Here is a 22,652-nt window from a genome sequence, read left to right as displayed (position 1 = left end):
CCTCGGAGGCCCTTCCATGTCCCAGCCCGTACCCGGTACCTCCCCCGCCCCCGCCCCCGCCCCCGCCCGCCGCAGCGTGCTGCGCGGTTCGCTTGCCGCATCGGCGGCGCTCGCCCTCGGCGGCGGCGCCGGTCTCGTCGCGCCCGCGCCCGCTTTCGCGCTGTCCGGCCGGCCCCGCGCCGCGTGGGGCGTCCAGACGGGCGACGTCACGAGCTCGTCCGGGCTCGTGTGGGTACGGTCGGACCGTCCCGCGCGGATGCTCGTCGAGACCTCGGCGAGCGAGTCGTTCCGGCGGGTACGCCGCCACCACGGGCCGCTGGTCGGTCCGGGCACAGACCTCACGGGCACCACCGCCCTGCGCGGACTGCCCGCGGGCGAGCAGATCCACTACCGGGTCACCCTCGCCGACCCGGACGATCCGCGCCGTACGGGCGAGCCGGTCGTCGGCACCTTCCGCACGGCCCCGGACCGGCGCCGCGACGGGGTCCGCTTCCTGTGGTCGGGGGACATCGCGGGGCAGGGCTGGGGCATCAACCCGGACATCGGCGGCTTCCGCGCGTACGAGGAGATGCGCCGTCTCGACCCGGACTTCTTCCTGTGCAGCGGCGACTCGATCTACGCGGACGGGCCGATCCAGCCGAGCGTGACGCTGCCCGACGGCCGGATCTGGCGGAACGTCACGACACCGGAGAAGTCGAAGGTCGCGGAGACGCTCGACGAGTACCGGGGCAACTTCCGCTACAACCTGCTCGACCACAACGTCCGCGCGTTCAACGCGCAGGTGCCGTCGGTGGTGCAGTGGGACGACCACGAGGTGCGCAACAACTGGTACCCGGGCCAGATCCTGGACGACGCGCGCTACACGGAGAAGGACGTGGACGTCCTGGCCGCGCGTGCCCTGCGCGCCTTCGGCGAGTACACGCCGGTCTCCACGCTCCACGCGCGCGCGGGGCGGGACCGCCGGATGCACCGGGTGGTGCGGTACGGGCCGCTGCTCGACGTGTTCGTGCTCGACATGCGCTCGTACCGGAACGCCAACTCCCCCGGCCGCCAGGCCGACGACACGACCGGCATCCTCGGCGCCGAGCAGCTGGCCTGGCTCAAGCGGGAGCTCGCCGCCTCCACCGCGGTGTGGAAGGTGCTCGCGGCGGACATGCCGCTCGGCCTCGTCGTACCGGACGGCGCGGCGAACTACGAGGCCATCGCGCAGGGCGACCCGGGTGCGCCGCTGGGCCGTGAGCTGCAGATCGCGGAGCTGCTGCGGTTCGTCAAGCACCGCCGGATCACGGGCACGCTGTGGCTGACGGCGGACGTGCACTACACCTCGGCGCAGCACTACGCACCGGAGCGGGCGGCGTTCAAGGACTTCGCGCCGTTCTGGGAGTTCGTGTCCGGGCCGCTGGCGGCGGGCGGATTCCCGGCGAACGCCCTCGACGCGACCTTCGGTCCCGAGCGGGTGTTCGTCCGGGCGCCGGAGCGGGCCAACCTGTCGCCGATGGAGAGCCCGCAGTACTTCGGGGAGGTCGACATCGACGGCGACAGCGGGGAACTGACAGTGCGGCTGCGCGCCGAGGGCGGGTCGGTGCTGTTCAGCAAGGTGCTGCGGCCGGGTCGGGTCGGGCAGTAGGTCCAGGGCGGGGTGCTGCGGCCGGGGCAGTAGCGCCGGGGGCGGGGCCGGCTCCGCCCCCGGTGATTGTCAGTGCCGGGACCTACCGTCGTACCCATGACGCGATCCGTACGGTCGCTCGCCCGCTGGGGTGCGAGAGTCGCCGATCCGGCGGCGGGAGCGGTGCGTTGACGGGGTCCGAGGCGGAAACGCGGAGGACGGGGAACGGGGCAGGGGTGGACGGCATGGATCACGCAGCGGGTACGAAGAGGACCGAGGGGCTCGAGAAGGCCGTGGGCACCGGCAAGGCCGGGGGCAGCGGCGAAGCCGTGGGGACGGAGCAGCCCGGGGGCAGTGGCAAAGCCGTGGGGATGGAGCAGGCCGAGGGGATCGGCAAGGCCACGGGGTCGGACAAGGCCGTGAGGCCCGGCAAGGCCGTAGGGACCAACGAGGCCGTGGGCGTCGAGAAGCTGATGGAGGCGGTACGCGCGGGACGTGCCGAAGAAGTGCCCGCGCTTCTTGAGCCCCTGGGCGCCGCCGAGCGCAAGGCCGCCGTCCCCCGGCTGAAGGTGCTGCGTACCGAGGTGCGGAGCTGGGAGGCCGAGCGGCCGCGAGAGGCGGGCGACGTCCGGCGCGCGCTGTACGTCGCGGGGGCCGGCTGTCACCCGGGGGCGTCGGCGGCGGCGACCTGGCTCGGCGGCCGTGACCTGCTCGACTGGTGTGCGGCGGACAGCGACCTGGTGCTGCGGGTGACCGCCGACCGCGATCCGGAGTGGCTGGCCGATCTCGCGGACCGGCTCGCCGCGCGGCCGGCCGTGGCGGAGGACAGCTACGGGCTGATCCGCGGTCTGGTGGAGCGGTCCGGCTGCCCGGTGCCGGCGTCCGACGGCTATGTCCGCGCCTGGACCCGTGAGATCACCCCCGGCGGCCGCTGGTCGCGGAGGGCCGACGCTCCCCTGCTCCTGGACCAGCTTCGCGAGGATCCTCAGACGCCGGTCCTGACGGTCCACGCCCTGGCGATGCCGGAGGCCCCGCAGCAGCTGACCTGGGCGGCCGGGGACGACACGCGGAGGCACTGGCCCACGGCGGTCGCGGCGCTCGTCGCCGAGGGCCTGCTCGACCGGGCCCGGGTCGTGGACGCCGCCGTCTCCCGGCTGCTGCGGGGTGGTCGCCTCCACGACATGCGGTTCCCGCTGGAGGTGCTGCGGCGGGTCGAGCCGACCGCGGCGGAGTTCCGGGAGCGGGTGCCGGACCTGATCGGGATCGTGGCGGACGCTCCGTCGCCGGTCGCGGGGTACGCGCAGGAGGCTCTGGCGGGGCTGGCGGCGGACGGGGAGCTGTCGACCGACGTGCTGGCCGAGATGTCGGGCGCGGCGCTGTTCCGGACCGAGAAGAAGCTGGTGGAGGCGCAACTGGTCCTGGTCGGCAGGGTACTGGCGCGGGAGCCGGGCGCGGCGGGCGCGCTGCTGCCCGCCGTGGCGGAGCTCTTCGGGCACGAGGACACCGGCCTCCAGGAGCGGGTGCTGAAGCTGGTGGGCCGCCATCTGTCCGCCGTGGACGCTTCCGTGCGGGCGGAACTGGCCGACCAGGCCGGGCTGCTGAGCCCCTCCCTGCGGCCGGGCGCCGTCGCGTTGTTCGGGGAGGTCCTGGCGGACGAGAGCCGGATGCCGTACGAGGAGATCCTGCCGCCGGTGCCGGCACCCCGGTCGGTGGAGCCTCCGGCGTCGACGGTCGAGGCGCTGGTGAAGGAGCTGCTCGCGAGGGAGGTCTCCGACGACCCGGTGCGGTTCGAGCGGGCCTTCGACGGCCTGGTGCGGCACGCGCACCGGGACCGTGAGGAGCTGACACGGGCGGTACGGGAGGCGTTCACCGTCGCGGACTGGGAGCAGCCCCACCACTTCACGCACCACTCCCATGGACTCCACGCGGTGCTCGCGGGGCTGGTCGGGGTGGTGGACGCCTCGTGGATCGAGGCCCGCCTGACGCGGGGACAGGAGACGCCGGACTGCCTCCACCAGGCGCTCACGGGGATCAGGGACACCCGGCTGTGGGAGGCCGCAGCCCTGATCGGCACGGACGCCCTGCCGTTGCTCCTCGCCGCGCCGACCGTGGAGACCGGTGGCATCGACCCGCTGGTGCTGGTGGAGCGGCTGCGCGTCTGCCGGGACGCGGGCGTCGAGCCCGCTCCCGCGGATCTGGCGCAGGCCCTGCTGAGGGTCCTGCGGAGCGGTGCGTCGGCCGGGCGGGCGGCCGGGGAGGCGGAGGCGCTGGGGTCTCCGGCCGGGCGGCGGCTGGCCGCGTGGCTGCGGGCGGACGAGCCGCTCGCGGTGACCGTGCGGTTCCTCCGGCGGGAGGAGGACCGGACGCTGCTGCGGTGGTGGGTGCGGGACCGGCTGGTGGTGGACTTCGCCGACCGGGCCGTACCGAGGGAGGAGTTCCCGCCCGCCTTCCGGTGGCTGGGCGGCACGCTGGAGGCGATGCCGCGCCGCTGCCACCACTCGGTCGAGGGCGCCGAGCACTGGGCCTCGGTGCTGCCGGCGGACCGCGAGGTGCTCGCGGCCTGCGTCGTGCCGTCGCTCGCGGGTGCCGTCGACGGCTCGCGGGAGGCGAGCGAGCCGCTGACGGGGATGGCGGAGTCCGAGGGCCGGGTCGGCCGGTCCGTCGCGCTCGCCCTGGCGCTCGGTCTGGGCGGCGGGGACGCGGACGACCGGCTGCGGGCGGTGGACGCGCTCCTTGTGCTCGCGGCCCGGGGTGATCTGGACGCGCGCCGGGTGGGCGAGGAGCTGGGGTGGCTGGTGGCCGAGGGTTCGGTGAAGCCGAACCGGCTGGCGGACGCGGCCCGGACGGCGGCGGCCACCGGGGCGTACGGCACGGTCTGGGCGGTCCTGGCGGCGGCGCTGCCTGAGCCGCTGGCCGTGACGAAACCGGTCCGGGGTCTCGGCGAGCTGCTCGCGGTGGCGGCCGACTGCGTGGAGCGGTGCGGGGCCGGCGGCGACCTGCCGGGGCTCGACGCGGTGGTGGCGCGGGGCGGTTCCACCCAGCTCGCCACCCAGGCGAAGCGCCTGCTGAACGCACTCCGTCAGCGGATCGATCGGAGCCCGACAGAAACGGCCTGAATCCTTCCTTAAGCCGCCAGATGGGCGCTTAACCCGTCAGTCACAAAGCGTTCGTGATCACGCAACACCACTGGGTCACAGTGAGGTCATGACCGATGTGACGTCTTCGAAGAGCGCCCGCCGCCCCCACCACTGGCGGCACGACCTGATCGAGCTCGCCGCACTGTTCACCGCCGTGGTGGTGGCCGACACGATCGCCAAGACCATCGCCAAGGGGCCCGACGGCCACTATCTCCTGGTCTTCTCGGCGATCGCCCTCGTCGCCACCGCCGCCTTCCACACCTGGTGGGCCCGGAGGCGCAGTCATGCGAGCCATGCCCCGCCCGCCGGTCACACCGGCGGGCACCCCACCGCGACCCGCCCGGACGGGGCCACCGCGGCGGCGAGCCCGGAGCGGGAGGAGGAGTCCGGCGTGCCCGTCGGGACCACGCTGTGGCGGATGCGGACCACCGTCGCCGACACCCCGGGCAGCCTCGCCGCCCTGTGCACGGTCCTCGCCCGCCTGGGCGTGGACATCCTCACCCTCCAGACGCACCCGCTCGCCGACGGAACGGTCGACGAGTTCCTGCTGCGCGCCCCCGCCGATCTCTCCGCCCACGCCCTCGCCCGCGAGACGGCGGCGGCCGGCGGTCGCGACACCTGGACCGAGCGGGCCGACGCCCACGACCTGGTGGACACCCCCACCCGGGTCCTCGGCCTGGCCACCCGCACCGCGCTCGACGCGGCCGAACTGCCGCTCGCGCTGCGCCAGCTGCTCGGCCGCTGCACCCTCCACTCCGTGCCGGCCGTCTCGCTCACGGGCCGTCCCACCGGCGACCACGCCCCGGTCGAAGGCGTCCTCGAGGAGACCGTGATGCGGCTGCGCGACCCGAACGGCGGCACGCTCATCGTGGAGCGGCCCTATCTCCCCTTCACCCCGACCGAGTTCGCCCGGGCCCGCGCCCTGGTGGAGCTCGACGCGCGGCTCGGGCCGCGCGTCCCGCACAGCCAGGACGTGCTGACCCTGCCCGAGGGCAACGAGATCACCGTCCGCCGGGCCGACCAGCGCGACCTGCCGGCCGCGCGCGCCATGCACGACCGCTGCTCGGCGCGCACGCTCGGTCTGCGCTACCACGGCCCCGTCGGCGACGCCGACCGCTACCTCGACCATCTGCTCAGCCCCCGCTTCGGGCGCACCCTCGCCGTGCAGACGACCTCCGGCCGTCTCGTCGCCCTCGGGCATCTGCTCTGGGACGGCGACGAGACGGAGGTGGCGCTGATGGTGGAGGACGACTGGCAGCGGCGCGGCATCGGCTCCGAACTCCTCGGCCGGCTCGTGACCATGGCCGAGGAGGCCGGCTGCGCGAGCGTGTACGCCGTGACCCAGTCGTCCAACACCGGCATGGTGGCCGCGATGCGGGCGCTGAACCTGCCCCTCGACTACCAGATCGAGGAGGGCACCCTGGTGATCACCGCCCGGCTGACCCCGGCACCGCGACCGGCCGCCCGTCCGCAGCGGGAACAGCAGCAGCGGCACTGACGGGCCGAGCGCTGAGCGCCTGGGTCAGATCCCGCCACAGGTCCTCGACGTCCTCGAGCCCCACCGACATCCTCAGGAGCCGGTCGCTGACGCCCGCCGAGCGCCGGTCTCCCTCGGCCACGATGCGGTGGCTGATGGAGGCCGGGTGCTGGATGAGGGTGTCGACGCTGCCGAGGCTGACGGCCGGGGTGATGAGCCGGACGCCGGCGATGACGTCGTGCGGGTCGCCGTACACCTCGAAGGCGATCATCGCGCCGCCGATCCGCGGGTAGTGGACCCGCGCGATCCGGGGATCGGTGGCCAGCCGCCGTACGAGCTCCGCCGCCGTCGCGGACGCCGCCCGTACCCGTACCGGCAGGGTGGAGAGCCCGCGCAGGAGCAGATAGCCGGCGAGGGGGTGGAGCACCCCGCCGGTGGCGAAGCGGACCTGGCGGAGGGTACGGGCGAACTCCTCGTCGCAGGCGACGATCCCGCCCATGACGTCGCCGTGTCCGCCGAGGTACTTGGTCGCGCTGTGCAGCACGATGCGGGCGCCCTGTTCGACGGGCCGCTGGAGCACCGGCGTGGCGAAGGTGTTGTCGACCAGGAGCGGCACGGAGCCGCAGGAGTGGGCGAGGGCGCGGATGTCCGCCTCGGCGAGGGTCGGGTTGGCGGGCGACTCCACCATGACCAGGCCGGTGTCGGGCCGGATCGCGTCCGCGACGCCCGCCGGGTCGGTCCAGGTCACCTCGGTGCCGAGCAGTCCGGCGTCCAGGAGGTGGTCGCTGCAGCCGTACAGCGGACGGACCGCGACCACATGGCGCAGGCCCTGGCTCGCCCGGGCGAGGAGGACGGCGGTGAGGGCCGCCATGCCGCTGGCGAAGGCGACCGCCGCCTCGGCGCCCTCCAGGCGGGCGAGGGCCTCCTCGAAGCGGGCCACGGTGGGGTTGTCGAGCCGGGCGTAGACGGGCGGCCCGTCGAGACGGGCACCGGTGGTGGCGAACTCGTCGATCCGCGCGGCCTCGGCTCGCGCGTCGTACGAGGGGTAGGTGGTGGACAGGTCGAGCGGCGGGGCGTGCAGCCCGAGCGAGGCGAGGTCTTCGCGGCCGGCGTGCACGGCTTCGGTGGCGAGGGCCCTCGGGGTGACCGAGGAGCCGTAGTCCATGGCGTCCATGGCGGCACTGTGAACGGATACCGGGAAGTAGGGGGGAGTGGCCGTGCTACGTTCGGCCGATGGCTGATTCTGTCGTACTGGACGCGGTCGATCTGCACATTCTTCGCCTCCTGCAGAACGACGCCCGGACCACCTATCGTGAGCTCGCCGCCGAGGTCGGAGTGGCACCGTCCACCTGCCTCGACCGGGTGGCGCGGCTGCGCCGCACGGGCGTCATCCTCGGACACCAGCTACGACTGGATCCGGCCAAACTCGGCCGTGGGCTCGAAGCGCTTCTCCTCGTCCAGGTCCGCCCGCACCGGCGGGAACTGATCGGTCCGTTCGTCGACCGGATCCGGGCCCTGCCGGAGTCCCGTGCGCTCTTCCATCTGACGGGACCCGACGACTACCTCGTGCACGTGGCCGTCGCGGACCCCTCCGACCTGCAACGACTCGTGCTCGACGAGTTCACCTCGCGCCGTGAGGTGGCCCGCGTCGAGACCCGGCTGATCTTCCAGCAGTGGGAGTGCGGACCGCTTCTGCCACCCTCCACGGGCCCTTCCTTGTCAGCCGACTGAGGCCCGACGAGGGTGACGCGGGCCCGCCGGAGAGGCCAGGATGACCCCCATGCCAGAGACACCCAGCAGCCCGCTGCCCCGCCAGGTCGCCGACGACCACGTCGACGCACTCATCGCCCTCGACCCGATCACCGGTACGTACCTGGGAGTCAAGGAGAGCGCCGGACTGCTGCCCGACTTCTCGCCGGCCGGCCAGCGGGCCGTGGCCGACCTCGCACGGCGTACGCTCGCCCGGCTCGACGAGGCGGAGCGCGCCCCGGGCGCGGACAGCGAGGCCGAGCGGCGGTGCGCCCGGCTGCTGCGGGAGCGTCTGACGGCGGAGATCGCCATGCACGAGGCCCAGGAGGGGCTGCGCACGGTCAGCAACATGCGCTCGCCCGCGCACAGCGTCCGCATCGTCTTCACCGTGATGCCGACGGAGACCGAGGAGGACTGGACGGCGGTCGCCGCCCGGCTGCGCGCCGTGCCCGAGGCGCTCGAGGGGTACCGCTCCTCGCTCGCCCTCGGCCTGGAGCGGGGGCTGCGCGGCGGGCCGCGTCCCACCGCCACCTTCGTGGGACAGCTCACCGAGTGGGCCGGCGCGGAGACCGGCGAGCCCGGCTGGTTCGAGGAGTTCGCCACGGCGGGGCCGGACACCCTGTCCGATGAGCTGCGCGCCGAGCTCACGAAGGCCGGCCGGGACGCCTCCGCCGCCGTCGCGGCGCTGCGGGACTGGATGCGGGACGTGTACGCCCCCGCCGTCGCGGACGCCCCGGACACCGTGGGCCGGGAGCGCTACCAGCGCTGGACCCGCTTCTTCAACGGCACCGACCTCGACCTCGACCAGGCGTACGCGTACGGCTGGAGCGAGTACCACCGGCTGCTCGGCGAGATGCGGACGGAGGCCGAGAAGATCCTGCCCGGCGCGGGCCCCTGGGAGGCGCTGGCCCACCTCGACGAGCACGGCACGCACATCGAGGGGGTGGAGGAGGTCCGGGTCTGGCTCCAGGAGCTCATGGACGAGGCCATCGAGGCCCTCGACGGCACCCACTTCGAACTGGCCGACCGGGTGCGCCGGGTGGAGTCCCGCATCGCTCCGTCGGGCGGCGCCGCCGCGCCGTACTACACCGGCCCGTCCGAGGACTTCTCACGTCCGGGACGCACCTGGCTGCCGGTGGACGGCACGAACCGCTTCCCGGTGTACGACCTGGTGTCGACCTGGTACCACGAGGGCGTTCCCGGCCATCACCTGCAGATCGCGCAGTGGGTGCACGTCGCCGACCGGCTCTCCCGCTACCAGGCGACCATCGGCAAGGTCAGCGCCAACACGGAGGGCTGGGCGCTCTACGCGGAGCGGCTGATGGACGAGCTCGGCTTCCTGCCCGACGCGGAGCGCCGGCTCGGCTACCTCGACGGCCAGATGATGCGCGCCTGCCGGGTCATCGTGGACATCGGCATGCACCTGGGTCTGGAGATCCCCGGAGACTCTCCGTTCCACCCGGGCGAGCGGTGGACCCCGGAGCTCGCCCAGGAGTTCTTCCAGCGGCACAGCAGCCGTCCGCCGTCCTTCGTCGAGAGCGAGATGACCCGCTATCTCTCGATGCCGGGCCAGGCCATCGGCTACAAGCTGGGCGAGCGTGCCTGGCTGCTCGGCCGCGCCAACGCGCGGGCGGCGCACGGCGACGCCTTCGACGCGAAGGCCTGGCACATGGCGGCGCTCTCGCAGGGCCCCCTCGGCCTCGACGACCTGGTCGAGGAACTCTCGCGCCTCTGAACCGTGAGCGGCGGATCTCCCCGGCCGATCACTTGATCGACCGGGGAATCCCCTGTATTCCTCGTTTCATGACCAGCGAGCGTTCATGACCGGCGAGTACACCCCCGACGCCACCGACTGGCGCATTCTCGAAGCCCTCCAGTCCGAGGGCCGCGCCAGCTTCGCCGAGCTGGCCCGCACCGTGTCGATGTCGCCGTCCGCGGTGACCGAGCGGGTGCGGCGCCTCGAAGAGGCGGGGGTGATCACGGGGTACACGGCGACCGTCGACCAGGACCGGCTCGGCCTGCCCATCCTCGCCTTCGTACGGCTGCGCTACCCCCACGGCAACTACAAGCCGTTCCACGACCTGCTCGACACCACGCCGGAGGTCCTGGAGGCCCATCACGTCACCGGCGACGACTGCTTCGTCCTCAAGGTGGCCGCGCGCTCCATGCGGCACCTGGAGGAGATCTCCGGGAAGATCGCCACGCTCGGCGCGGTGACCACCAGCGTGGTCTACTCCTCGCCGCTGCCCCGGCGTTCGCTCAGCCGCTGAGCGCGTCCCCTCCGGTGCGCAGCCGTACCTCCGAGCCCTGGCGCGCCTTGACGACCTCCAGCTGCGCCGGGATCCGGCGGCGCAGGTCGCCGACGTGGCTGACGATGCCGACGCTGCGGTCCCGCTCGCGGAGCGAGTCGAGGACGTCGAGGACCTCGTCGAGCGTCTGCTCGTCGAGGCTGCCGAAGCCCTCGTCGATGAAGAGGGTGTCGAGCCGCACGCCGCCCGCCTCGTCGGTGACGACGTCGGCGAGGCCGAGGGCGAGGGCGAGGGAGGCGAAGAAGGTCTCGCCGCCGGAGAGGGTGGCGGTGTCGCGCTCGTTGCCGGTCCAGGCGTCGACGACGCGCAGACCGAGCCCGGCCCGCTTGCCTCCGGAGCGCGCGTCGGAGTGGACGAGGGTGTAGCGGCCGGAGGACATCCGCCGGAGGCGGGCGGTCGCGGCGGCGGCGACCTGTTCGAGGCGGGCCGCGAGGACGTACGACTCCAGACGCATCCGGCGCTCGTTCTCGGCGGAGGTGCCGGCGGTGAGGGTGGCGAGGCGGGCCACCCGGTCGTACTCCTCGCGGAGCGGCCCCAGACGGTGGGCCTCGGTCAGGGCCTGCCGGGAGAGTCCGGCCAGGTCGGTCGCCCGGTCGCGGGCGGCGGCCAGGGCGGAGGCGGCCTCGCGGAGGGCGCGTTCGGCCGCGGCGTGGGCGGCCTCGGCGGCGGCCGGATCGGCGGGCGGGAGGGCGGCGGCGGCCGCGGTGCCGGGCTCGGCGAGCCGGTCCGCGACGGCGGCGGCCTCGGCCTGCCAGGCGTCCACGCGGTGCTGGTGGTCCCGCCGCTCGCTCTCGCGGAGGAGCGCGGCGGCCGCCTCGGCGGGGGTGGTGAAGCCCGCGCGGTAGGCGGCGTCGGCGAGCCGGTCGTCGGCCTCCTTGAGGCGCTGCGCGGCGAGTTCGGCGGAGCGTACGGCTCCGGTGGCGTCGACCAGGAGGGCGATCCGCCGCTCCAGGCGGGTGGCGTGCTCGGCCACGCTGGCGAACGCGCCGCGGCCACGCGCGAGTTCCTCGTCGAGGGAGGCCTGTTCCCGCTCCAGGGCCTCGCGCCGCGAGGTCCGCGCGGCGACCCGCCGCTCGGCCTCCCGCTGGGCGCCGACCCGCTCCTCGTACTCCCGCTCGGCCCGCGCGAGCGCCTCCCGCGCGCTGTGGCTCTGCCCGGCGAGCGCGTGGGCCTCGGCGTGCAGACGGGCCAACTCCTCGACTTCTTCGGAGAGTTCACGGACGGACGGCTCGGCCGCCTCGGTGACCGTGCTGCCCGCCAGGGCGTCGGCGCGGGCCGCCGACCAGGACTCGCGGGTGACGGCAAGGTCGCGTTCGGCGGCCGTACGGGTCTCCTCGGCGCGGGTGTAGGCCGCGTAGGCGGCGTCCTCGCTGGCGCGGTCGACGTGGTCGGCGGTGGTACGGGCGGGGGCCGGGTGGGCGGTGGAGCCGCAGACCTGGCAGGGCTCGCCCTCGGTGAGGGTGACCGCGAGTTCGGCGGCGATGCCCTCAAGACGGCGGGACTTGACGTCGAGCCAGCTCTCATGGGTGGTGTTCCGGCGCTCGCGGGCGGACGCGAGGCGCTCCTCGGCCGCCCGGGTGTCCTCGGCGAGCGCGTCACGGCGGCGGGCAGCGGCAAGCCGGCGGCGGGCGGGTTCGAGGCGGCCCGCGAGGTGTTCGGCACGGGCGGCGGCGTCGCGGGCTGCCTCGACGCGCTCGGTGAGCGCGGCGCGGCGCGGTTCCCAGCCCGCGAGCCAGTCGGCCGCGTCGCGGAGGACGTCGTCGTCGGCGCGCGCCTCGCGCGCGAGGACGGCACGCTCCTCGGCCGTCGCGGCGGCGCGGCGCTCGGCGCGGCGGGCCGCCTCCAGGCCGCCGAGCTCCTCCCGGAGCCGGTGTTCGAGGGCGGAGAGGTGCTCGGCCCCGGCGTCGGCGAGGTCGGCGGGCAGCAGGGCGCGCGCGCGTTCCCTGGCGGCCCTCGCGGTGGCGTGCTCCCGCTCGGCGTCCTCCCGCAGCCCGAGCGCGGGAGCCACCCGGTCCGCCTTGAGGCTCCGGTCGAGGGCGGCCTGGAGCCGCTCGCGCTCGGGGGCGCGGGCGGTGAGCCGCTCCTGGCGGAGGAGCGCGTCGGCGTGCCGGGCCTGGCGGGCGGCGAGGTCGTTCTCCGCGTCGAGGGCGGCGCGTGCGGCGCTCTGCCGCGCCTCGGCCGCGTCGAGCCGTACGCGCGCGATGTCGACGGCCTCGCGGGCCTCGCTGCGGGCGACGGCGGCCCAGCCGAGGATCGCCTCGGCGAGCCCGGGGTCGCCGGGCCTTCCTTCGACGGAGGTACGGGCGACGCCGAGGCCCCCGGCGGCCTGGCCCGCCCGGTGGGCGAGGGCCAGGAGTCGCTCGTCGCCGTCCTCGACCTGCTGCTGCGCGGCGCGCCGGAGCTCGGCGAGGCGCTCCTCGACGGCGGCGAAGCGCCGGGTGTCGAAGAGACGGCCCAGGAGTCTGCCCCGGGTCTCGGCGTCGGCGCGCAGGAACTTCGCGAAGTCGCCCTGCGGGAGGAGGACGACCTGGCAGAACTGTTCGCGGCTCATGCCGACGAGCTGGGTGATCTCCTCCCCCGTCTCCTGGTGGGAGCGGCTGAGCCCGGCCCAGGTGCCGGTGGCCGGGTCGTACTCGCGCAGCCAGGTCTGCGCCTTCTCTGTGGTGAAGCCGTCGCCGCGCTTCTTGGGGCGCTGCTGGGCGGGCCGTCGGGTGATCTCCAGGCGCCGCTCCCCCACGGTCAGTTCGAGGACGACCTCGGTGGACGTGCCGAGGGGGGCGTGGTCGCTGCGCAGGGACAGGCCGGGGGTCTGCCGGACGCCGGGCACGCTCCCGTACAGGGCGAAGCAGACGGCGTCGAGCACGGAGGTCTTGCCGGCGCCGGTCGGCCCGTGGAGGAGGAAGAGGCCGGCGGAGGACAGGGCGTCGAAGTCGACGGTCTGCGTGCTGCCGAAGGGGCCGAACGCGGTGATCTCCAGGCGGTGCAGCCTCACCGGCCCACCTCGCGCTCGGCCGTGTCGACGCGTACGTCGTCGAAGGCGCCGTAGAGGACCGTCCGCTCGGCCCCGTCGAGGGCCGCGCCGCCGCGCACATGGGCCACGAAGTCCTCCGCGATCTGCTGGTCGGTGCGGTCCCTGAGCCGCTGGGCGTAGGAGGCGCCGGGGTCGTCGCCGGTCCGCTCGGGGTCGAAGACCAGGTTGAGGGTGTGCGGGAAGCGGCCGGTGAGCCGGGCCATGGGGTCGGCGGGGCGTACGGGGTCGGTGAGCGTGGCCTCGACCCAGAACTGCTCGTGGGGCGTGAGCGCGGGGTCGTCGAGGAGGTCGTCGAGCCGTCCCCTGATCCGGGCGAGGGGCCGCGGGACGGGGCAGTCGAGCCGCTCGGCGGCGAGGACGGCTCCGTCGGCGCCGAGGTCGATCAGCCACATCGTCTTGCGGTGGTCGGCCTCGGAGAAGGAGTACGCGAGGGGGGAGCCGGAGTACCGCACGCGCGGGGTGAGGGTCTGGCAGCCGTGGAGGTGGCCGAGGGCGACGTAGTCGACGCCGTCGAAGACTCCGGCGGGGACGGCGGCGACGCCGCCGACGGTGATGTCCCGCTCGCTGTCGCTTGCCGCGCCGCCCGCGACGAAGGCGTGGGCGAGCACGACGGAGCGGGTGCCGGCGGGGCGGGCCGAGAGGTCGGCGCGGACCCGGTCCATGGCGGCGGCGAGCACGGCCTCGTGACCGGCCTTCTCGGCGCCGAGCCGCTCCCTGACGAGGGCGGGCTCGAGGTAGGGCAGGCCGTAGAGGGCGACCTCGCCGTGGTCGTCGGCGAGGACGACGGGGGTGCCGATGCCGGCGGGGTCGGTACGGAGGTGGATGCCGGCCCGCTCGATGAGTCCGGCGCCGACGCCGAGGCGGCGGGCCGAGTCGTGGTTGCCGGAGATCATCACGGTGGGCACCCCGGCCCCGGCCAGGCGGTGCAGCGCGCTGTCGAAGAGCTCGACGGCCGGCAGCGAGGGCACGGCCCGGTCGTAGACGTCGCCGGCGACGAGGACGGCGTCCACCCGGTGCTCGTGGACGGTGGCCACGAGGTGGTCGAGGAAGGCGGCCTGGGCGTCGAGGAGGCCGACGCGGTGGAAGGACCGGCCGAGATGCCAGTCCGAGGTGTGCAGGAGCCTCACGATGCCGTCCCACCCCGCATGTGCGCCGCTCCTCGCCACTGGTTCCCGTCGTGTGCGGCCTCCACGCTATCCCGCCGGGGCGGGTGGTCGGGGCCGTACGCGCTCCTCGACGGGAGGGAGCCCGCGCGCTCAACGGGCGGTGGGATCACGGGAGTACGGGCGGGGCGGCGGCCTGCGGGGACGGGCGGGGGCGCGGCCGTCACGTGTCGGGGGTCACGCGGGGGGCGTCGGGCGTCGGCGGGCCGGGCCTCACCTCACGTACGAGACCTCAGGCGTCCGGCATCACGTACAGGACCTCAGACGTCGCCGTACGCCTCGCCGCCCGGTTCGAACGAGGCCGTGCCCGCCGTGGCGTCGGCGAGCCAGGCGCGGAAGGCGGGGACGTCACTGTCCGGGAGTCCGATCTCGATGGTGACGGCGTCGGCGTACCGCACCTCGCGGACGGCCCGCCCGGTCGCCCGCAGATCGTTCTCCAGCCTGCCCGCGCGCTGGTGGTCGACGGTGACGGTGGCGAGCCGGAAGCGCTGCCGGGTCACCGTGCCGAGCGCGTCGAGGGCCTCGCCGACCACTCCGCCGTAGGCACGGATGAGACCGCCCGCGCCGAGCTTCACGCCGCCGTAGTAGCGGGTGACGACGGCGGCGACGTACCGCATCTCGCGGCGCAGCAGCATCTGGAGCATGGGGACGCCCGCCGTGCCGCCGGGCTCGCCGTCGTCGCTCGCCTTCTGGACGGAGGCGTCGGCGCCGATGACGTACGCGAAGCAGTTGTGGGTGGCGGTCGGGTGCTCCCTGCGGACGCGCGCGACGAACTCCTGCGCCTCCCGCTCGTCGGCGACGGGCGCGAGCGCGCAGAGGAAGCGCGACCGGTTGATCTCGGTCTCGTGCACACCCTCGCGGGCCAACGTGAAGTACTGCTCCTGCATCCGGCCAGCCTACGTTCCCCCGGTGTCACGCTCCCCGGCGGCCGGGATCCGCCCAGGCCCCGAGCCCGGCGTACGGCAGGGCGCGCAGGGCCAGGGCCCAGCCGAGGCGGGCCTCGCCGGACTCGCTGGAGCGGCCGGTGAGCTCGGCGACGCGGCCGATGCGGTTGAGGACGGTGTTGCGGTGGCAGTAGAGCCGGTCGGCGGCCCGGGAGGCCGAGCAGCCGTTGTCGAGCCAGGCCCGGAGGGTGGAGAGGAGCGCGGCCCGTTCGCCGCCGGTGGCGAGCACCGGCCCGAGGTGGACGGTGACGATCCGCTCGGCGATGTCGGTGCGGCCGCTGAGCAGCACCTCGACGAGGCGGTCGTCGAAGACGGCGATCTCGCCGCTGCCCGCGGGGAGGGTGCGGAGGGTCTGTTCGGCGAGGCGCAGGGCGCGGCCCGCCTGGGAGAGGCGTTCGAACTCCGGGGAGACACCGGCGGTGGCCCCGGTCCGCCCGCCCAGGGCGGCGAGGAGGGCGCGCAGGGCGGGGTCGGTCCCCTGGCCGCCCGCAGGGGGCCGGCCGGCGGGCGCGTCACGGCGGGGCAGCCGGACGATGCCGGCGTACCGGCCCGAGCGGGGCCGCCAGAAGGACCAGAGGCCCTGGGCCTCCAGGACGGGCGCGGGATGCGGCGGAGCGGCCGGGTCCTGGGCCGCGACCACGACGACGTACCGGTCGGCCGCGGGGACGCCGAGCGCGGCCGCGGCGGCCGAGGCGATGGCGGGGTCGTCGGCGCGGCCGTCGAGCAGCGCCTCGAAGAGCGCGACGCGCCGGGTCTCCTGGCGGCTCTGCAGCTCCAGCTGGGCGGTCCGGTACGCGTCGGCCATGACGACCGAGTAGCGGTCGATGGTCTCCCAGACGCCGCTCGCCATGTCGAGCTCGGCGTCGCGGCTGTCGGAGTCCCGCCCCGCCCTGACCCGGAGGTGTTCGGCCATGACCTGCCAGAGCACCCGGCCACCGCGCCGGTAGGCCTGGAGGACGGCGTCGAGCGGCACTCCCTGCTCGGCGCGGCGGCGACCGGTCTCGCGGGCCGCCCCCGCGAAGTCGCCGCCGGTCGCCCGGAGGCCGCCGAAGTCCTCCAGGGCGCGCAGCAGGTTGTCGCGGCAGATCTCCCGGAGGTCCTCGCGGGTGACGGGGGCGTCGGAGGCGTACGTACCGGCGTGGGCGCGGATGTCGTCGACGGCGCGGTCGGTGAGCCGCTCGATGTCGGCGAGCAAGGCGGTGGCGAGGGAGCGGCGGAGCGCGCCGGATCCGGTCAGGGGGGTGGGGTCCCCACTGGGGCCGCCGGAGCCGGTCAGGCCGGACCCGCGAGGGGGCGGCTGACTCTCGCCCGAGCCGCCCGAGCCGCCCGAGCCCCGCGGGGAGGTGCGGCGTGAGCCGGGTCGCGCCGCCGGGTTGTGCGTCATGGCAGTGACCGTAACCCCGGAATCCGGCGGAGACCGACGGCGGGCGTGGGAGGGATGATCGTCCGCACGGGAATCACGGCACGGGACGGCTCGTTGACCGGGAGGACGGGCCACACGCCGAGGAGAGGCAGCAGAAACGATGAGCGTCGACACCACGACCACGGAACCCACCGAGCACTCCGCGTCGGAGGCGGTACGGCGGATCCTGACGTCCACGGGCGACACGTGGGCGGTGGTGGGCCTCTCCACGAACCAGGAGCGGGCCGCGTACGGGGTGGCGGCCGTCCTCCAGCGCCACGGGAAGCGGATCGTCCCGGTCCACCCGAAGGCGGAGACCGTCCACGGCGAGCGGGGCTACGCGTCCCTGGCCGACATCCCCTTCCCGGTCGATGTCGTCGACGTGTTCGTCAACAGCGAGCAGGCGGGCGGGATCGCCGACGAGGCCGTCGCGATCGGTGCCAAGGCGGTCTGGTTCCAGCTGGACGTGATCGACGAGCAGGCCTTCGCCCGCACCCGCGCGGCGGGCCTGGACATGGTCATGGACCGCTGCCCCGCGATCGAGATCCCGCGTCTCGGCTGAGACCGGCCTGGTCTCGGCCGATCGGCCCCCGTCTCGCTGACCGGCGCGCGACCCGACTGACCGGCCCGCCGACCGTGAACCCGTCAGCTGCCCACGGGCCCGCCGGCCACGTACCCCTCAGCCGCCCACCGGTACGCCCAGGCCCTCCAGGACCACAGCGCCAGGAAGGTGGGCGAAGGCCTTGCCGGGGAGGATGAGCTTGCCGCGGCGGCGGCCGCTGCCGACGAGCACCCACGGGATGTCGATCACGGCGGCGTCCACGAGGAGGGGCCAGGCGGCGGGGAGGCCGACGGGGGTGATGCCGCCGTACTCCATGCCGGTCTCGCCGGTCGCCGTGTCCATCGGCGCGAACGAGGCCTTGCGGGCGCCGAGATGCCTGCGTACGACCCCGTTGACGTCGACCCGGGTCGCCGACCTCACGACGCACGCGGCCAGGGTCGTCGCCTCACCGCGCCTGCCCGCGACGACGACGCAGTTGGCGGAGGCGTCGAGCAGTTCGGCCCCGTGGTGCTCGACGAAGACGGCGGTGTCGGCGATGGCCGGGTCGGTGTCCACGTACAGCAGCTGCTCGGCCGGTACGGGCCCGCTCCAGGCACGGACGGCGGCGGCGACCGGGCCGGTCAGCAGGTCGAGGCAGTCGGGGGCGGGCCTGGCGTCGTCGAAGTCTCCGATGGGTGCGCGCATGCGGCTCACGCTAACAACCGCCGCCCGGTGCGCGGTTGGGCGTCTCAGCGTACGGGCGGGATGGAGACGGCCATCGTCATCTCGGCTGGCTCGGTTCCGTCGTTGCGGTAGCCGTGTGCCGTACTGGCCTCGAAGGTAGCGGAGGTACCGGCGGGCAGCAGGTGTTCCTCGCCGTCCACGACCAGGGTGAGGACGCCCGCGGTGACGTGCAGCAGCTCGACCGCGCCCTCGGGGTGCGGGTCGGAGGCGCTGCCCTCGCCCGGCATGAGGGCCCAGGACCACAGCTCAAGGGGCCCCCGGGCCTCGGTGCCGACGAGGAGCGTGGTGTGGCTGCCGTGGGGGGTGGACCACATGCGGACGGCCTGGTCCTTCGGGACGAGCCGGACCTGGGGGCCCTGCTCGTAGTCGAGGAGGGTCGTGATGGAGACGCCGAGGGCGTCGGCCAGCTTCACGGTGGTGCCGACGCTGGGGTTCGTCCGCGCCTGCTCGATCTGGATGATCATGCCCCGGCTGACGCCCGACCGCGCGGCGAGGACGTCCAGGGTGAAGCCCCGCTCCTTGCGCCAGTGCTTCAGGTTCCGGGCGAGCGACTGCGTGAGCTGGTCGAGGTCCGACACATTCCGTCCAATATTCTGGATGACAGAGTTCAATGCATTGAACTACGGTGAGGTGTACCCGATTGTTCACTGCACTGTACTGCCGTCCGTGACTGCGAGGACCCATGACCGCCCTGTTCGCCCTGGCCACCAGCCTTCTGTGGGGCCTCGCCGACTTCGGCGGGGGGCTGCTCACGCGCCGGATCCCCGCCCTCACGGTCGTCGTGGTCTCCCAGGTCCTCGCGGTCCTCGTCCTCGGCGCCGTCGTCCTGGCCACCGGCGCCTGGACGGAGGCGGGACCGGAGCTCTGGTACGCCGTCGGCGCGGGTGTCGTCGGCCCCGCGGCCATGCTCGCCTTCTACAAGGCGCTCGCGCTCGGCCCCATGGGCGTCGTCTCCCCGCTCGGCTCGCTCGGCGTCGTCGTGCCCGTCTCGGTCGGCCTTCTCGTCGGCGACCGGCCCGGACTCGTCCAGTTCGCCGGGATCGGCGTGGCGATCCTCGGGGTGGTCCTCGCCGGCGGACCGGAGCTGCGCGGGGCGCCCGTCCAGCGCCAGGCGGTCCTGCTCACCCTGGTCGCGGCCTTCGGCTTCGGGTCGGTGATGGCGCTCATCGCCGAGGCCTCCACGACGGTCACCGGCCTCTTCCTGGCCCTGTTCGTCCAGCGCGTCACCAACGTCCTGGTGGGCGGCGGAGCCCTCTACGTCTCGGTGCGGCGCGGCGGCAGGGCCCTCCCCGAGGGCGGCCCGCAGGTCGTCCGCGCGGCGCTCCCGGCCCTCGCCTTCGTCGGCCTCGCGGACGTCGCGGCCAACGGTACGTACGCGATCGCCGCCCAGCAGGGCCCGGTCACCGTCGCCGCCGTACTCGCCAGCCTGTACCCGGTGGTGACGGCCCTGGCGGCCCGCGGCGTCCTCAAGGAACGCCTCCGCGCGATCCAGGCGGCGGGCGCGGGCCTCGCCCTGGTGGGCACGGTCCTGCTCGCGACCGGCTAGGGGGTGTCTTGTCGGTCAGGCCGGGCTCGCGACGCCTGGCCTGACCGACAAGACACCCCCTGCGCGTACCGGGCCGTTACGAGGAGACGGCTTCCGAGCTCCCCGTACGCCCGGCCTCCCAGACCGCGAGGGCCTCCAGCTGCGCGGCGGTGACGTGTTCCGGGATCGGGACCGGGGCCGGCGTGCGCAGCGGGGGCTGCCAGCCCTTCTCCGGGTCCCAGCCCCGGACGACCTTGGCCGGGGCGCCCGCCACGACCGAGTGGTCCGGCACCTCGCCCCGTACCACCGCGCCCGCCGCGACGACCACGTTCCGGCCGAGCCGGGCTCCGGGAAGGATCACGGCGCCCGTGCCGAGCCAGCAGCCGGGCCCGATGGTCACGGGCTCCGAGCGGGGCCACTGGCGGCCGACCGGCTCGTCCGGGTCGTCATAGCTGTGGTTGGTCGAGGTGATGTAGACGTACGGGCCGCAGTACGTGTCCGAGCCGATGGTCACCTTCGCGTCGGCGATCACATGGCTGCCCCGGCCGAGGACCACCCCGTCGCCGAGCGTCAGAACGGTGTCCGTGCCGAGGTCGAGGCCCGGCAGCATCCCCGCCGTCAGCGTGACCTGTTCGGCGACGATGCAGCACTCGCCGATCTCGATCCACCGCTCGCCGAAGACCGTGCCCTGTGGGAAGGCGAGCCGGGTGCCCGCGCCGAGGCGGCGGAAGCGCAGCTTGCCCGGGTGCTCGGCGGTGACGGAGCCGGCCTCCCGCACCCAGTTCCAGCCGCCCTGCACGGCACGGGCGAGGACCCGGCGCCGCCAGGCGGCGAGGGAGGAGAACGTGTTTCTGTTCCTGGGCACCCGGACACGGTAGTCCGCGCCGTCGTGCCTGATCACCGCGGTGCGCTGTGATGTCCGTCATGAGCACGGCATAGGGTGCGCCCGGGGGCACCCCCGGGCGTGACACGACGGCAGACGATCAGGAGCGAACCATGACAGAGGCGTTGATCAAGGGTGTGGGCGGCAAGGAGCCGCTGATCGACCCGACCGCCTTCACCGCCCCCACCTCCGTGGTCCTCGGCGAGGTGACGCTCGGCGCCGGCGCCAACATCTGGTACCACACCGTGCTGCGGGCGGACTGCGGCCCCATCGTGATCGGCGAGGACGCCAACGTCCAAGACAACTGCACGGTCCATGTCGACCCCGGCTTCCCCGTCTCGATCGGGGCCCGCGTGACGGTCGGTCACAACGCGACCGTGCACGGCTGTGTCATCGAGGACGACGTCCTCGTCGGCATGGGGGCGACCGTCCTCAACGGCGCGCGGATCGGCGCGGGCTCGCTCGTCGCCGCGCAGGCGCTCGTGCCCCAGGGGATGGAGATCCCGCCGGGCTCGCTCGTCGCCGGAGTCCCCGCCAAGGTGCGCCGCCCGCTGACCGAGGAGGAGAAGGCGGGCATCAGGCTCAACGCCGAGATGTACCTGCACCTGGCCAAGGCGCACGCCGAGGCCTTCGAGGACTGAGGAGTGAGACCGCTGGGGGCCGGGGACCGACGACTGCGGAACGAGCCGTACGGCCCCGGACACGGAGGAGGGCGGCACCCGTCGGCGGGTGCCGCCCTCCTTCGCGTACGGCCAGGGGTCAGTCGGCCACCGCGACCGGCTCCGGAGCCGGCTCGGCGGCCTCCGCGTGCTCCGCCGCGGCCTTCTTGGCGCGGTTCTTGATGATCAGCATCGAGGCCACACCGATCAGGACGGCGAGCACGAGGCCGAGCCACGAGAAGCGCTTCAGCCACGCCTCGGCGACGATCCCGACCGAGTAGATGACGGCCGTGGTGCCGCCGGCCCAGAGGATGCCGCCGAAGACGTTGGCGATGAGGAACTTCCAGTACGGCATGTGCAGGACGCCCGCGAGCGGCCCGGCGAAGATGCGGAGCAGGGCGACGAAGCGGCCGAAGAAGACCGCCCACATGCCCCACTTCTGGAAGGAGCGCTCGGCGAGGGCGATGTTCGCCTCGCTGAAGTGCTTGGGGAACTTCCCGCCCAGCCAGGCGAGCAGCGGCCGGCCGCCCCTGCGGCCGATCGCGTAGCCGATCGAGTCGCCGATGATCGCTCCGGCGGTGGCGCAGGCCCCGAGCACCCACGGGTTGATGTCGCCGTGCTGCGAGGCGAGCAGCGCCGAGCTCACGAGCACGATCTCCCCGGGGAGCGGGATGCCGAGGCTCTCCAGCCCGATCACCACCCCCACGAGGACGTACACGGCGACCGCGGGGATCGTCTCCAGCCACTCCTGGACGTGCAACGCGGCTTCCTCCCGTTTCGACTGACCGCCGCGCCGGCCCGTGGTCGGGGGCCCTGGCGCCGGCGCGCGCCGCGGCGGGCACGCCGGGGCAGCCTACCCGGTCGCGACGGGGTGCCCGGTCCGGCACCGGACGGCCCGGAGCGCGGCCGCCCCCGCACCGGTGGGGGTGCGGGGGCGGCGCGCGGCGTACGGAATGGGGCCGGGCGTCCGGGCGGGATCAGGCCGTCGGGCGGAGCGTCCACACGACGGTCATCTCGCCGGTCACGGCGCCGTCCTCGCGGGTGATGTCGATCCGCACCGGGAACTCCGGGCGCTGTCCGGCGTCGAGCTCGGCGACGACCTCCGCGGCGGGGCGCCCCAGGGTGGCGGTGGCCGTCACGACCCCCATGGCGAGCTTCTTGTAGCCGATCTCGGCCTTGACGGCGAGCGGCACCGCGCGGCTCAGCTGGTCGCCGAAGGCCGCGAGCACGATGGCGCCGCTCGCGGACTCGGCGAGCGTGAACATCGCTCCGGCGTGCGGGCCGCCGACGTGGTTGTGGTAGGCGGGCTGGTCCGGCAGGCGCACGACGGCGCGCTCGGCGGTGGTCTCCAGGAACTCCAGGTTCAGGGTCCCGGCCATGGGGACCGTGGCGGCGAGCATCTCACCGACGGTCATCTGGTCTGCGCTCATGGACCGTGATGTTACCCACGAGTAGCAGCCTTGGCCATCCCCCGCGTCCCCC

At 74.5% G+C, this 22,652-nt stretch carries 19 protein-coding genes; 9 read left to right on the top strand and 10 right to left on the bottom strand.

Annotation, left to right across the window (positions count from 1 at the left end; translation table 11 throughout):
• The first annotated feature begins 16 nt into the window (after positions 1-16).
• From ACZ4VK_RS06350 to ACZ4VK_RS06340, 3 genes are all read left to right on the top strand, one after another.
• Positions 17-1,627 (top strand): alkaline phosphatase D family protein, encoded by a 1,611-nt coding sequence (locus tag ACZ4VK_RS06350; protein ID WP_468349096.1) that lies wholly within the window; start codon positions 17-19, stop codon positions 1,625-1,627.
• Between the two features lie 224 nt (positions 1,628-1,851).
• Entirely contained in the window at positions 1,852-4,722 is a 2,871-nt protein-coding gene (locus tag ACZ4VK_RS06345; protein WP_468349094.1) for a DUF6493 family protein, read from the top strand.
• A gap of 88 nt (positions 4,723-4,810) precedes the next feature.
• On the top strand, positions 4,811-6,241 hold the full coding sequence (locus ACZ4VK_RS06340; protein WP_468349092.1) for a GNAT family N-acetyltransferase: 1,431 nt from the start codon (positions 4,811-4,813) through the stop codon (positions 6,239-6,241).
• On the opposite strand, the gene ACZ4VK_RS06335 is transcribed toward ACZ4VK_RS06340, so the two are convergent.
• Positions 6,171-7,394: a trans-sulfuration enzyme family protein gene (locus ACZ4VK_RS06335; protein WP_468349090.1), complete on the bottom strand. Its 1,224-nt coding sequence runs from the start codon at positions 7,392-7,394 to the stop codon at positions 6,171-6,173. The genes ACZ4VK_RS06340 and ACZ4VK_RS06335 overlap by 71 nt on opposite strands.
• A 59-nt stretch (positions 7,395-7,453) precedes the next feature.
• On the opposite strand from ACZ4VK_RS06335, the gene ACZ4VK_RS06330 reads away from it, so the two are divergent.
• The 3 genes from ACZ4VK_RS06330 to ACZ4VK_RS06320 all read left to right on the top strand — a co-directional run bounded on the left by ACZ4VK_RS06330 (position 7,454) and on the right by ACZ4VK_RS06320 (position 10,239).
• Positions 7,454-7,951, top strand: a complete 498-nt coding sequence (locus ACZ4VK_RS06330) for an Lrp/AsnC family transcriptional regulator (RefSeq protein WP_384114980.1) — start codon at positions 7,454-7,456, stop codon at positions 7,949-7,951.
• Between the two features lie 49 nt (positions 7,952-8,000).
• Positions 8,001-9,704 (top strand): DUF885 domain-containing protein, encoded by a 1,704-nt coding sequence (locus ACZ4VK_RS06325; RefSeq protein WP_468349087.1) that lies wholly within the window; start codon positions 8,001-8,003, stop codon positions 9,702-9,704.
• Positions 9,705-9,789: 85 nt separating this feature from the next.
• The gene (locus ACZ4VK_RS06320) at positions 9,790-10,239 is read left to right on the top strand and encodes an Lrp/AsnC family transcriptional regulator (protein ID WP_468349085.1); all 450 of its coding nucleotides are present in this window, start codon (positions 9,790-9,792) and stop codon (positions 10,237-10,239) included.
• Here the strand turns inward: ACZ4VK_RS06320 and ACZ4VK_RS06315 are convergent.
• The 4 genes from ACZ4VK_RS06315 to ACZ4VK_RS06300 all read right to left on the bottom strand — a co-directional run bounded on the left by ACZ4VK_RS06315 (position 10,229) and on the right by ACZ4VK_RS06300 (position 16,800).
• Positions 10,229-13,270 carry an AAA family ATPase gene (locus ACZ4VK_RS06315; RefSeq protein WP_468349083.1) on the bottom strand — a complete coding sequence of 1,014 codons (3,042 nt, stop codon included), beginning with the start codon at positions 13,268-13,270 and terminating at the stop codon, positions 10,229-10,231. The two genes, ACZ4VK_RS06320 and ACZ4VK_RS06315, sit on opposite strands and share 11 nt — an antisense overlap.
• Positions 13,267-14,436 carry an exonuclease SbcCD subunit D gene (locus tag ACZ4VK_RS06310; RefSeq protein WP_468349081.1) on the bottom strand — a complete coding sequence of 390 codons (1,170 nt, stop codon included), beginning with the start codon at positions 14,434-14,436 and terminating at the stop codon, positions 13,267-13,269. The genes ACZ4VK_RS06315 and ACZ4VK_RS06310 overlap by 4 nt, the downstream gene beginning before the upstream one ends.
• A gap of 296 nt (positions 14,437-14,732) precedes the next feature.
• Complete coding sequence (locus tag ACZ4VK_RS06305; RefSeq protein WP_468349079.1) at positions 14,733-15,359, bottom strand: YigZ family protein; 627 nt, start codon at positions 15,357-15,359, stop codon at positions 14,733-14,735.
• Positions 15,360-15,384: 25 nt separating this feature from the next.
• Positions 15,385-16,800 (bottom strand): PucR family transcriptional regulator, encoded by a 1,416-nt coding sequence (locus tag ACZ4VK_RS06300; RefSeq protein WP_468349077.1) that lies wholly within the window; start codon positions 16,798-16,800, stop codon positions 15,385-15,387.
• A 139-nt stretch (positions 16,801-16,939) separates the two neighbouring features.
• On the opposite strand from ACZ4VK_RS06300, the gene ACZ4VK_RS06295 reads away from it, so the two are divergent.
• Entirely contained in the window at positions 16,940-17,380 is a 441-nt protein-coding gene (locus tag ACZ4VK_RS06295) for a CoA-binding protein (protein ID WP_468349075.1), read from the top strand.
• Between the two features lie 117 nt (positions 17,381-17,497).
• Here ACZ4VK_RS06295 and ACZ4VK_RS06290 read toward each other — a convergent pair whose 3' ends face one another.
• Positions 17,498-18,064: a YbaK/EbsC family protein gene (locus ACZ4VK_RS06290; protein WP_468349073.1), complete on the bottom strand. Its 567-nt coding sequence runs from the start codon at positions 18,062-18,064 to the stop codon at positions 17,498-17,500.
• 44 nt (positions 18,065-18,108) lie between these two features.
• Positions 18,109-18,681, bottom strand: coding sequence for a helix-turn-helix domain-containing protein (locus ACZ4VK_RS06285; RefSeq protein ID WP_468349071.1), 573 nt, complete (start codon positions 18,679-18,681; stop codon positions 18,109-18,111).
• A 104-nt stretch (positions 18,682-18,785) separates the two neighbouring features.
• Here ACZ4VK_RS06285 and ACZ4VK_RS06280 point away from each other — a divergent pair, with 104 nt between their 5' ends.
• The gene (locus ACZ4VK_RS06280) at positions 18,786-19,649 is read left to right on the top strand and encodes an EamA family transporter (RefSeq protein ID WP_468349069.1); all 864 of its coding nucleotides are present in this window, start codon (positions 18,786-18,788) and stop codon (positions 19,647-19,649) included.
• 76 nt (positions 19,650-19,725) lie between these two features.
• Here the strand turns inward: ACZ4VK_RS06280 and ACZ4VK_RS06275 are convergent, their stop codons facing one another.
• Positions 19,726-20,493, bottom strand: coding sequence for an acyltransferase (locus ACZ4VK_RS06275; RefSeq protein WP_468349067.1), 768 nt, complete (start codon positions 20,491-20,493; stop codon positions 19,726-19,728).
• A 131-nt stretch (positions 20,494-20,624) separates the two neighbouring features.
• Here ACZ4VK_RS06275 and ACZ4VK_RS06270 point away from each other — a divergent pair, with 131 nt between their 5' ends.
• Positions 20,625-21,152, top strand: coding sequence for a gamma carbonic anhydrase family protein (locus ACZ4VK_RS06270; RefSeq protein WP_468349065.1), 528 nt, complete (start codon positions 20,625-20,627; stop codon positions 21,150-21,152).
• Between the two features lie 118 nt (positions 21,153-21,270).
• On the opposite strand, the gene ACZ4VK_RS06265 is transcribed toward ACZ4VK_RS06270, so the two are convergent.
• On the bottom strand, positions 21,271-21,930 hold the full coding sequence (locus ACZ4VK_RS06265) for a DedA family protein (RefSeq protein ID WP_468349063.1): 660 nt from the start codon (positions 21,928-21,930) through the stop codon (positions 21,271-21,273).
• Positions 21,931-22,147: 217 nt separating this feature from the next.
• On the bottom strand, positions 22,148-22,585 hold the full coding sequence (locus tag ACZ4VK_RS06260; RefSeq protein WP_468350764.1) for a DUF4442 domain-containing protein: 438 nt from the start codon (positions 22,583-22,585) through the stop codon (positions 22,148-22,150).
• Positions 22,586-22,652: the final 67 nt, after the last annotated feature.

Source organism: Streptomyces sp. NPDC028711 (assembly GCF_055565415.1).
The sequence above is the reverse complement of the archived record's forward strand: the minus strand, read 5'-3'. Positions and strand labels throughout refer to the sequence as shown.